A 10,485-nucleotide genomic window follows, 5' to 3' on the forward strand; every position below is an offset into this window, starting at 1 on the left:
GGGGGGGGGGGGGGGGCGCCCCCCCCCCCCCCCCCCCCGGGGCGGGGGGGGGGGCCCGCCCCCCCCCCCCCCCCCCCCCCGCCGCCCCCCCCCCCCCCCCCCCCCCCCCCCGCGACGGTGGCGAGGTCGACCTCGACGTGCTCGCCGGTGTCGCGGCAGGCGGTCATGGCCGTGCCCCAGCGCACCTCGACGCTGTCGAACCGGTCGAGCGCGTCGAGCAGCTCGGCGTCGACCAGCGGTTGCACGAAGCCGTTGCGCTTGGGCCAGCCGAACGAGGTGTCGGTGGGGGCGATCTCGGCCAGCAGGCGGCGGTCGGCGTCGACGAAGCGCATGATCTGGTTCGGGGTCGTGTGCGGCAGCACGCGGTCGATCACGCCGATGGACTGGAAGGTGCGCAGCGATTCGTCGTCGATGCCGACGCCGCGCGGGTAGTCGATCAGCGTCGGGCGTTCCTCCACCACCAGGGTGCGCACGCCGTGCAGGCCGAGGGTGTTGGCCAGGGTGAGGCCGACCGGACCCGCGCCGACCAGCAGGACATCGACATCTGCTGTCGCGCCGTGGCTTTCGGATTTCATGCCGTGTTCGGAAAGCGCGCCGTGTTCAGAGATCGCGCCGTGTTCAGGCATCGCGCCCCTCCAGCAGGAAGCCCAGGTGCAGGGCGTCGAAGGTCTTGGCGTCCTCGTACTGCGGCCAGTGGCCGCAGCCGGTCATGAGCTCGAAGCGCGCGCCGGGAATCATCGAGGCGATCCGCCTGCCCTCGGCGACATCGGCGGTCGGGTCGTCGCTGGTCCACAGCACCAGCGTGGGAGCGGTGATGCGGCCGTAGTCCTCGGCGCCGAGCAGATTGCGCGCGCGGATCACCGGGTCCTGCAAGGCCATGATGTCGCGCATGGCGTCGACGAAGCCCGGCTGCCGGTAGATGCGCTGCCTGCTGGCGACGATGTCGTCGTAGCCCTTGGACTTGTCGGCCATCAGCCATCTGATCCTGGCCCGCACCGTCTCCCAGGTGGGTTCGGCGGCCGCGGCCATGGACAGGGTGAGGATGCGCCGCATGACCTCCGGGTCGGCCTGGGAGCCGCCGGCGGTGTTGAGCACCAGCCGGTCGACGCGGCCGGGATGGTCGACGGCGGCGCGGGCGGCGACCCAGCCGCCGAGCGATTCGCCGCTCAGACAGACTTTCTCGGCGCCGATGGCGTCGAGGAAGGCGGTCAGGTGAGCGACGTAGTGGGTGATCTCTAGCGGGTGGCCTGGCCTGCCGGTGTAACCGTGGCCGAGCATGTCGATCGCCCAGGTGGAGAAGTGCTCGGCGTGCGTGGCCAGGTTGCGCACGTAGGCTTCGGCGTGCCCGCCGGAGCCGTGCAGCAGCACCAGCGTCGGCAGTTCTGCCGAACCCGCGTGCAGGTATCTGGTGCGCACCCCTCCGGCGTCCAGATATCCCTGCTCGAAGGCCACGCCCTGCAGGTCGGTCCATATGCTCTCGTACTCGGGGGTTCGCGCTCCGGCCACCGTCTCGATCCGTCCTCGCTCGTGTTCGTCGGTCAGGAGTCCAGCGATTTGCCGGTGGCGGCGGTGTGGCCTGCCCGCAGGCCCCACACCATGGCGGGCCCGATGGTGCCGCCCGCGCCGCCGTAGGCCCGGCCGGTCACGCCCGCCATCGCGTTGCCCGCGGCGAACAGGCCGGGGATGAGCGAGCCGTCGACGTGCCGCACCCGGCCGTCCCGGTCGGTGCGCGGGCCGCCCTTGGTGCCCATGGCGCCCACCGTGACCGGGACCGCGAAGTAGGGGGCGGTGGTGAGCGGACCGAGGGTCTTGCCCGCGAGGGTGTCGGCGTCCTGGTCGCCCCAGTAGCCGTCGTAGGCGCTGGCGCCCCGGCCGTAGTCGGGGTCGGCGCCCCGCTCCACGTTGCGGTTCCACCGGTCGACGGTGGCGCTCAGGCCGTCGGGGTCGATGCCCACCGTGTCGGCCAGCGCGCGCAGGCTCGCCGACTCGTTGAACCAGTCCGGCGCCTCGCCGCCCGGCTCGACGCCGAGGAATCCGTACCGGCGCAGGTGGATCGCGTCGAACACCATCCAGGCCGGGTCGTTGACATAGCCGTGTGCGGGGTCGAGGTAGTGGAAGGCGCCGGCCATCGAGTTGTATTCGCCCGCCTCGTTGACGAAGCGGCGCCCCGCCCGGTTCACCATGATGCTGCGCGGGCGGGTGCGTTCCAGCCGCACGCTGCGGCTGCGCGGGTGCCCGGCGATGGTGTCGCCGGGGATGCGCACCACCGGCACCCACCACGCCTCGCTCATGGTGCCCAGCTCCGCGCCGTGCGCCATCGCCATTCGCAGGCCGTCGCCGGTGTTGCCGGGCGGGGAGACCGGACCGCGCATCGGCCCGCGCAGATAGGTCTGCACCAGGGTCTCGTCCCATTCGAAGCCGCCGGTGGCCAGCACGACGCCGTTGCGCGCGCGGACGCGCAGTTCGCCCGCGGCCGTGGCGATCCGCACGCCGGTGATCACGCGGCCGTCGGCCAGCAGCTCCACCGCGCGGGCGCCGGTGACGGGCGTGACACCGTGGTCGAGTACGCCGCGCAGCAGCCCGGCGATCAGCGCGGCGCCCGCCACGCAGGGATCTTCGGCGTCGTCACCGATGGTGGCCTTGAGCCGGGCGCGGGTCTCGGCGTCGAAGCCGACATTGCTCCAGTCGGCGGGGAAGGTGGTGATGCGCTCGCGCCACTGGCCCAGGCTCGCGAGATCGACCGCGGCCGGGCCGAGCGAACGGCCGCCGCCTGGTCTGCCACCGGGCAGTTCCGGCTTGTAGTCGGGGAAGCCGTCGGCGATCGCGAAGCGGACCGCGCTGTGCGCCTCCACGAAATCGAGCATCGCGGGGCCGGTTTCGACGAAGGTGCGCACCAGCGCCTCGTCCATCACCCCGTGCGACTGCGCCCGCAGGTAGGCCATCGCGTCCTCGACCGGCAGCGGTTCGGCGGCGCGGTCGTGGGCCGGGATCCAGGCGATGCCGCCGGAGACGGCGCTGGTGCCGCCGACGGTGTCCGCCTTCTCGTATACCGCGACGCTCGCCCCGCGTACGGCGGCGGTCAGCGCGGCGGCCAGACCGGCCGCGCCGCTTCCGAGCACCACCACGTCGACGGCGGAATCCCACTGCCCCACGGAATCCCACTGCTCAGGCACTGCACGCTCCTTACCGCCGCACCGGCCCGGACCCGCCGAGCGACAGAACCACCTGCGAGATTTTCATTGTCCAATAGAGAGAATGTTATTCTCTGAAACTGGGTGTCGCAATGGAACGACGACAATCGCCGGCAACGCCGCACCGAGACCGGACGCGGCACCGCGCCGACGATCTCGCCGGAACAGGCGCCGGACACCGCCGCCTCGGCGGCGACGACGAGCAGCGGGGCGAGCACCTCCTCGGCCCCGCCCGCGCCGTTCTCGCCGCCGCAACGGAGGGCGCCGGCGCGACGCGCACACTGTTCGCCGGGAACGGATCGCCGCACGGCCGACTTCGCGCGCATCACCTGACGGGAATGCCGTTCTCGACGATGACGCAGGCAGATTCGGACATTTCCGACTGAGAGGGAGTTCGGTTTCCTTGCGAGCCCACCAAGCGGAGAGTACCGTTCTCATTCAACGCAAGGATTGTTCTTGTGGAGGATTTTCCGAAGGAAGGAGCAGCTGTGGGACGTGTGGAGGGCAAGGTCGCGTTCATCACCGGCGCGGCGCGCGGGCAGGGCCGCAGTCACGCAGTGCGACTCGCCGAGGAAGGCGCCGACATCATCGCCGTCGACCTGTGCGAGAACATCGACACCGTCGGCTACGCGCTGGCCACGCCGGAGGACCTGGAGGAGACCGCGAAACTCGTCGCCGAGGCGGGCAGACGCGTCTACACCGCCAAGGCCGACGTGCGTGCGGCAGACCAGCTGAAGACCGCGCTGGAGGCGGGCATCGCCGAGCTCGGCAAGCTCGACATCGTGGTGGCGCAGGCAGGCATCGCGGGCATGAAGGGCGAACCCGCCCTGCAGGCCTGGACCGATGTCATCAACACCAATCTGATCGGCACGATCAACGCCATCCAGGTGTCGCTGCCGCACCTGACCGAGGGCGCATCGATCATCGCCACCGGCTCGACCGCCTCCCTGATCGACATCAACAAGGTCGACCAGCCGGGCAAAGACCCGGGCGGCATGGCCTACGTGCACTCCAAGCGCGCCCTCACCGCCTACGTCTACGAGCTCGGCCGCCAGCTCGCCCCGCGCGGCATCCGCGCCAATGTGGTGCACCCGACCAACTGCAACACCCCGATGCTGCAGAGCGAGCCGATGTACCGCTCCTTCCGCCCCGACCTCGAGCACCCGACCCGCGCCGACGCCGAGCCGGTGTTCGCCGTGCAGCAGGCCATGCCGATCCGCTACGTCGAGCCCGAGGACATCAGCAACGCGATCGTCTTCCTCGCCTCCGACGAAGCCCGCTACGTCACCGGCCTTCAGGTCCGGGTCGACGGCGGCGGCTATCTGAAGTGGTACGACTACCACATCTGATCGGCTTCCCCACCGACCGCGGCGCGCCGGACGCCTGCCCGCCCGGTCCCCCAGCCGCTTCCGGCGCCGCCGCTCCCCTCTTTCGTGAAGGAAACTCCCGTGAAGGTCAGAGTCGATCCGCAACGCTGCCAGGGCCACACCCTCTGCGCCATCAACGCGCCCGATGCCTTCGAACTCAGCGACATCGACGGCCACGCCACCCCGGCGTCCGAGGATGTCGCGCCCGGTCAGGAGGAGAAGGTGCGCGAGGCAGCCCGCTCCTGCCCCGAACGCGCGATCACCCTGCTCGAGCAGAGCTGACACGGCTGCTCGAGCCGGCAACGCGCGCCGAATCCCCCAGCCCAGAGGAACAGATGCCGTGACCACCGACGACCGGGTCGCCGACCAGGACCAGAAGAACAGTCTCGCCTACCACTTCGACCGGCACACCCCCGAATACCGGGAACGGTTCGAGGAGATCACCCAGGAGATGCACGCCAAGTGCCCGCTCGCCTGGACCGACACCTACGACGGCCACTGGGTTGCCGCGGGCGCGGACGTGGTCTTCGAGCTGGCCCGCAGTCCGCACGTCTCCAACGACCACGACGTCAACGGAGTCCGCAAGGGCTACAAGGGCATCTCCATCCCGACGGCGCAACGGGCCGCGCTGGTGCGCGGCGGCATGCTGGAGATGGACGATCCCGAGCACCGCCAGTACCGCGCGGTGCTCAATCCCTATCTCTCCCCCGCGGCCGTGCGCCGGTGGGTGCCGTTCATCGACGAGGTGACCCGCGCGGCCCTGGACGAGAAGATCGAGTCGGGGCACATCGATTTCGTCGACGACCTGGCCAATGTGGTGCCCGCGGTGCTCACCCTGGCCATGCTCGGCATCCCGCTGGAGAAGTGGTCGCTCTACAGCGAGCCGGTGCACGCGGCGGTCTACACCCCGGAGAGCTCGCCGGACGCGCCACGGGTCGCCGAGATGCACCGGCAGATGGGGCTCGACCTGCTGACCACCCTGGTGGAGGTCAAGGAACGGCCGCGGCCCGGTCTGGTGAAGGCGCTGGTGGATCTGCGCATCGACGGCGAGCCCGCGCCCGATCTGGAACTGCTCGGCATGCTCGGGCTCATCATCGGCGGCGGCTTCGACACCACCACCGCGTTGACCGCGCACTCGCTGGAGTGGCTGTCGCAGCATCCCGACCAGCGCGAGCTGCTCAGCGCGGAGCGGGACTGGCTGCTGGACCAGGCGACCGAGGAATTCCTGCGCTATTTCACCCCCGCTCCGGGCGACGGCCGCACCATCGCCGCCGAATGCCCGGTCAACGGGGTGGTGCTGCACGAGGGCGAACGGCTGTGGCTGTCGTGGGCCATGGCCAATCGCGATCCGTCGGTCTTCCCCGACCCGAACGACATCGTGCTGGACCGCAAGGGCAACCGGCACTTCAGTTTCGGGCTCGGCGTGCACCGGTGCATCGGCTCCAATGTGGCGCGCACGGTGTTCAAGTCGATGGTCACCGCGGTGCTCGACCGGATGCCGGACTACGCGTGCGATCCCGAGGGCACGGTGCACTACGACACCATCGGCGTCATCCAGGGCATGCGGAAGCTGCCTGCCACCTTCACCCCGGGTGAGCGGCGGGGCCCCGGGCTGGACGAGACGCTGGAGAAGTTGCAGCGCGCCTGCGACGAGCATGGGCTGGCCGCGCCGGTGACCGAGCGGCCCGAGATCGCCCGCATCGACTGATGAGGACGCATCCCGACGGCACGCGGACGCCCGTCGTCGACGCCAGCGTGCACATCTTCTTCGCCTCCAACCGCGACATGCGCGGCTTCCTGCGGGAGCCGTTCGCCAGCCGCGGCATCCCGGACGCCGAGATGGACTGGTACGGCGCGCCCGGTGGCGAGTACGCCGCCGGGACGCGCGGGCCGGGCAAACGCTGCCCGGGCAGCGACCCGTCGTTCACCGGCGACCAGTTGTTCGGCGAGCGCGGTGTCGACGTGGCGGTCCTGCATCCGATGACGCGCGGCATCCTGCCGGACCGGCACCTGACCTCGGCGGTGCTGGCCGCGCACAACGACATGCTGGTGACGCGATGGCTGGAGCACGACGAGTACGGCGCGCGGTATCGCGGCACCATCCGGGTCAACCCAGAGGACATCCAGGGCGCGCTGCGCGAGATCGAGCGCTGGGGCGATCACCCGAGGGTGGTGCAGCTCGGCGTGCCCTTGCAGGCGCGCGAGCTGTACGGAAAGCCGCAGTTCTGGCCGCTGTGGGAGGCGGCCGCGGCGGCGGGGCTGCCGGTGGCCGCGCACGTCGAGACCGGCGAGTCCATCGCCTTCCCGCCGACGCCGTCGGGGCACACCCGCGGCTACGAGCAGTACTTCGGCTTCATGTCGCTCAACTATCTCTACCACCTGATGAACATGTTGGCCGAGGGCGTGTTCGAGCGTTTCGAGCGGTTGCGGTTCGTCTGGGCCGACGGCGGCGCGGATCTGCTCACCCCGTTCACCTGGCGGATGGACACCTTCGGCCGCCCGCACCTCGAACAGACCCCGTGGGCGCCGAGGATGCCCAGCGACTATCTGCCCGGGCACGTGTACTTCGTGCACAACAGCGTCGACGGTCCGGGCGAGGCCGAATTCGCCGCGGAATGGCTGGATTTCACCGGCAAACAGGACATGGTCATGTTCGGCTCCAGCTATCCGCACTGGCACTGCGCCGATGTCGACGCGCTGCCCGCCGCGCTGACGCCGCAGCAGCGCGACAAGCTGTGCTGGGGCAATGCCGCGCGCCTGTACGGGATCGATGTCCCCATCGCGAAACGAGGACGGCCATGCTGACCCATGAACAGCACCGCTCCCCCGCGCCCGAGCAGATCGCGGTGCGCGTGGTGGACTCCGACGTCCATCCCGTGCCGAGGCGCGGGGAACTGGTCGAACACATCCCCGAGCCGTACCGCAGCGCGTATTTCCGCAGTCACCGGGTGGGCGAGATCATCATCTACGACGCCCCCGACTACGCCCACTCCTATGCGATGCGCGTCGACTCCTTCCCCGAGGACGGCGAATTCCCGGGCAGTTCACCGGAATTGGCGTTTCGGCAGCTGATCGTGGAGGCAGGCTCGGACATCGCGATCCTGGAACCGACCGTGAAGGCGGCCAGGATTGCCGAGGCGACCCAGGCCATGGCCACCGGCATCAACCACTGGCTGGCCGGCCACTGGCTGGACTCGAAGAACAATTGGCACCAGCGCTGGCGCGGCTCCATCTGCGCGGCGGTGGACGACCCGGCGGGCGCGGTCCGTGAGATCGAGTACTGGGCGGGGCATCCGTACATGTCGCAGATCCTGATCAAGGCCGAGCCGCGCCCGGCCTGGGGCGACCCGAAGTACTACCCGATCTGGGAGGCCGCGACCCGCCACGACATCGTGGTCAGCTGCCATCTCGGGCGCGGCGCCTACGAGACCATGCCCATGCCCCCGGTCGGATTCCCCAGCTACAACCACGACTTCATGGTCACCTATTCGCTGCTGGCGGCGAACCAGATCATGAGCCTGATCTTCGACGGCGTCTTCGACCGCTTCCCCACGCTGCGAATCGTGTTCGTCGAGCACGCCTTCACCTGGATTCTGCCGTTGATGTGGCGGATGGACGCCGTCTACGCCGCGCGCAAGCAGTGGATGACCATCAAGCGCAAGCCGTCGGAGTACGTCAAGGAGCACATCAGGTTCACCACCCAGCCGCTGGACTACCCGGAGGACAAGACCGAACTCACCCGGGCGTTCGAGTGGATGGAGGCGGACAAGATCCTGCTGTACTCCTCGGATTACCCGCACTGGACCTTCGACGACCCGCGCTGGCTGGTCAAGCACCTCCCGGTCGCGGCGCGGGACAAGGTCATGTATCGGAACGGCATCGAGACCTATCACCTGCCGGAGACGGTGCCGGCGATTCCCGGCCAGCGGCGGGTGCTCTGATGTGCGGATCGGAGCAGGCCCGGCCCGCCTCGGCCGCCACGCAGGGCGGGGGCGCGACGTCGCCGGGGACGGCGGCCAAGGACGGCCAGGCGCGGCTGGCGCAGGGTCGCGAGCACGTGGTGGCGCGGGTGGACGAGATCCCGCCCGGCGAGCACAAGGTGGTGCCGATCGGCAGGCACGGCGTCGGCGTCTACAACGTGGGCGGCGCCTTCTACGCCATCGCCAACTACTGCCCGCACGAGGGTGGGCCGTTGTGTGCCGGCCGCACCAGGGGCCGCACCGTGGTGGACGAGTCCGTGCCGGGCGACGCGGTGATGGTGCGCGACAAGGAGTTCGTCCACTGCCCATGGCACCAGTGGGGTTTCGAGCTGGCGACCGGGACGACGGCGGTCAAGCCGGAGTGGAGCATCCGCACCTACCCGGTGCGGGTCGTCGGCGACAGCGTCGTCGTGCAGGCCTGAGGAGCGCCGATGCCCGCACTGTCGATCAATGGCGGCGAGGTCGTCTACGAGATCCTCGGTGACAGCGGCGAACTCGTCGTGCTCACCCCCGGTGGCCGATATGGGATGGACATCCCGGGGCTGCGCCCGCTGGCGGAGGCCCTGGTGGCGGGTGGGCGCCGGGTGCTGCTGTGGGACCGGCCCAACTGCGGCGCCTCCGACGTCCAGTTCTACGGACGCACCGAATCGCACATGCGCGCCGAGACCCTGGCCGGTCTGGTCACCGGACTCGGTCTCGGCCCGTGCGTGCTGGCGGGCGGCTCCGGCGGGGCGCGCGACTCGATCGTCACCGCCATCGAGTACCCGCGGCTGGTGACCAAGCTGGTGCTCTGGAACATCGTCGGCGGCACCTACGGGACCTTCAATCTGGGCGCCCACTACATCCTGCCCAGCCTCCAGGTGGTGCGCGGCGCGGGTGTGGCCGGACTGCTGCGGCTACGGGAATGGCGCGAGCGCATAGCCGCCAATCCCGCCAACGAGCAGCGGCTGCTGGCCCTGGACGCCGACGAGTTCGTCAAGCTGTCGCTGCGCTGGCTCGACGCCTACGTGCCGAAACCCGGCCAGACCATTCCCGGTGTCGACGATCACGCGTTCGACCGGATCACCGTGCCGACCCTGATCATCCGGGGTGGGGCGAACGATCTCGACCATCCGAAACGCACCTCGCTGGAGATCTCCTGCCTGATCGCGGGCGCCACGCTGATCGACCCGCCCTGGCCGGAGGACGCCTGGGAGCGGGCGATGCGCGATCGCGCGCTGGGACGGGTGCGGCGGTTCAACATGTTCGACACCTGGGTGCAGGCCGCGCCCGCCATCCTGGAGTTCCTCGACCGATGAGCGGCAGGGGCGCCCGGCGGGCCGGATCAGGCGATGTGGAGGCGGACCTCGCAGTTGAGCGCGGCCTCCAGCGCGGTGTGGACGCGGCTGTCCGGCACCCGGCGCAGGTCGGCGGCGCGCAGACGGACGTGCACGATGTCGAAACCCTCCTCGTCGAGCGTGCGGGTGACCTCGCCGCACAGCCCGAAGCCCGCGAGCACGCCGTGCGCGTCCTCGTCGGTGCCCCGGCTGACATGGGTGACGACGCCGGGCGCGGGCGCGGTGCCGAAGACGCGCGCGCACACCCGTACCAGGGCGGCCAGCGCGGCGTCCGCGTCGTCGGTGTCGAGCAGAATCTGCACCTCACGCGGCGGTTCGGACGCGTTCACGTCGCCGAGCAATTGTGCGCCCCGCGCCGCGAGTTCGGCCCGCAGCGCGGCGAACCCACCGGCCCGCCGGGCGGCGGTGAGCTCGCTCGCCGGGTCGACGTCGATACGCAGCACCGCGGTCCTCATGCCGGAGACACTAACGCTCCGCACGTGCCGGTCCGGCCGATTCGGCCCGTCTCGGCCGGGATCATCGAAAGGGTTGCCATGCATCATGATTCCGCGCCGTCCGGCGCACCGAGGACGGGTGTCGCTCCCGGTGTCACGCCGCGGCTGCTGCGCAC

At 70.4% G+C, this 10,485-nt stretch carries 12 protein-coding genes; 8 read left to right on the forward strand and 4 right to left on the reverse strand.

Annotated features, from left to right (window positions below):
• The 3 genes from QH283_RS06325 to QH283_RS06335 all read right to left on the reverse strand — a co-directional run.
• The coding region (locus tag QH283_RS06325) for an FAD-dependent monooxygenase (protein WP_280502077.1) at window positions 1-575 on the reverse strand (575 nt) is incomplete at its 3' end.
• Window positions 576-618: 43 nt separating this feature from the next.
• Entirely contained in the window at window positions 619-1,506 is an 888-nt protein-coding gene (locus QH283_RS06330) for an alpha/beta fold hydrolase (RefSeq protein ID WP_280502078.1), read from the reverse strand.
• 32 nt (window positions 1,507-1,538) lie between these two features.
• Complete coding sequence (locus QH283_RS06335) at window positions 1,539-3,173, reverse strand: FAD-dependent oxidoreductase (RefSeq protein WP_280502079.1); 1,635 nt, start codon at window positions 3,171-3,173, stop codon at window positions 1,539-1,541.
• A 110-nt stretch (window positions 3,174-3,283) separates the two neighbouring features.
• Here QH283_RS06335 and QH283_RS06340 point away from each other — a divergent pair, with 110 nt between their 5' ends.
• The 8 genes from QH283_RS06340 (at window position 3,284) to QH283_RS06375 (ending at window position 9,836) form a co-directional block, all read left to right on the forward strand.
• Complete coding sequence (locus tag QH283_RS06340) at window positions 3,284-3,577, forward strand: hypothetical protein (RefSeq protein ID WP_280502080.1); 294 nt, start codon at window positions 3,284-3,286, stop codon at window positions 3,575-3,577.
• A 102-nt stretch (window positions 3,578-3,679) separates the two neighbouring features.
• Entirely contained in the window at window positions 3,680-4,540 is an 861-nt protein-coding gene (locus QH283_RS06345) for a mycofactocin-coupled SDR family oxidoreductase (RefSeq protein ID WP_280502081.1), read from the forward strand.
• A gap of 99 nt (window positions 4,541-4,639) precedes the next feature.
• On the forward strand, window positions 4,640-4,840 hold the full coding sequence (locus tag QH283_RS06350) for a ferredoxin (protein WP_280502082.1): 201 nt from the start codon (window positions 4,640-4,642) through the stop codon (window positions 4,838-4,840).
• 58 nt (window positions 4,841-4,898) lie between these two features.
• The gene (locus QH283_RS06355; RefSeq protein WP_280502083.1) at window positions 4,899-6,266 is read left to right on the forward strand and encodes a cytochrome P450; all 1,368 of its coding nucleotides are present in this window, start codon (window positions 4,899-4,901) and stop codon (window positions 6,264-6,266) included.
• Complete coding sequence (locus tag QH283_RS06360; protein WP_280502084.1) at window positions 6,266-7,363, forward strand: amidohydrolase family protein; 1,098 nt, start codon at window positions 6,266-6,268, stop codon at window positions 7,361-7,363. The genes QH283_RS06355 and QH283_RS06360 overlap by 1 nt, the downstream gene beginning before the upstream one ends.
• On the forward strand, window positions 7,357-8,499 hold the full coding sequence (locus QH283_RS06365; RefSeq protein WP_280502085.1) for an amidohydrolase family protein: 1,143 nt from the start codon (window positions 7,357-7,359) through the stop codon (window positions 8,497-8,499). Before QH283_RS06360 ends, QH283_RS06365 begins: the two co-directional genes overlap by 7 nt.
• Entirely contained in the window at window positions 8,499-8,960 is a 462-nt protein-coding gene (locus QH283_RS06370) for a Rieske (2Fe-2S) protein (RefSeq protein WP_280502086.1), read from the forward strand. The genes QH283_RS06365 and QH283_RS06370 overlap by 1 nt, the downstream gene beginning before the upstream one ends.
• 9 nt (window positions 8,961-8,969) lie before the next feature.
• Window positions 8,970-9,836, forward strand: a complete 867-nt coding sequence (locus QH283_RS06375; RefSeq protein WP_280502087.1) for an alpha/beta fold hydrolase — start codon at window positions 8,970-8,972, stop codon at window positions 9,834-9,836.
• A 26-nt stretch (window positions 9,837-9,862) separates the two neighbouring features.
• Here the strand turns inward: QH283_RS06375 and QH283_RS06380 are convergent, their stop codons facing one another.
• Window positions 9,863-10,330, reverse strand: a complete 468-nt coding sequence (locus QH283_RS06380) for a hypothetical protein (protein WP_280502088.1) — start codon at window positions 10,328-10,330, stop codon at window positions 9,863-9,865.
• Window positions 10,331-10,485: the final 155 nt, after the last annotated feature.

Source organism: Nocardia farcinica (genome assembly GCF_029867845.1).
GTDB classification, from domain to species: domain Bacteria; phylum Actinomycetota; class Actinomycetes; order Mycobacteriales; family Mycobacteriaceae; genus Nocardia; species Nocardia farcinica_A.

Coding starts and splice junctions, on each gene's coding strand:
- QH283_RS06340 (WP_280502080.1), top strand. CDS start 3,284: ATGGAACGACGACAATCGCCGGCAACGCCGCACCGAGACCGGACGCGG.
- QH283_RS06360 (WP_280502084.1), top strand. CDS start 6,266: ATGAGGACGCATCCCGACGGCACGCGGACGCCCGTCGTCGACGCCAGC.
- QH283_RS06365 (WP_280502085.1), top strand. CDS start 7,357: ATGCTGACCCATGAACAGCACCGCTCCCCCGCGCCCGAGCAGATCGCG.
- QH283_RS06370 (WP_280502086.1), top strand. CDS start 8,499: ATGTGCGGATCGGAGCAGGCCCGGCCCGCCTCGGCCGCCACGCAGGGC.
- QH283_RS06375 (WP_280502087.1), top strand. CDS start 8,970: ATGCCCGCACTGTCGATCAATGGCGGCGAGGTCGTCTACGAGATCCTC.
- QH283_RS06380 (WP_280502088.1), bottom strand. CDS start 10,330: ATGAGGACCGCGGTGCTGCGTATCGACGTCGACCCGGCGAGCGAGCTC.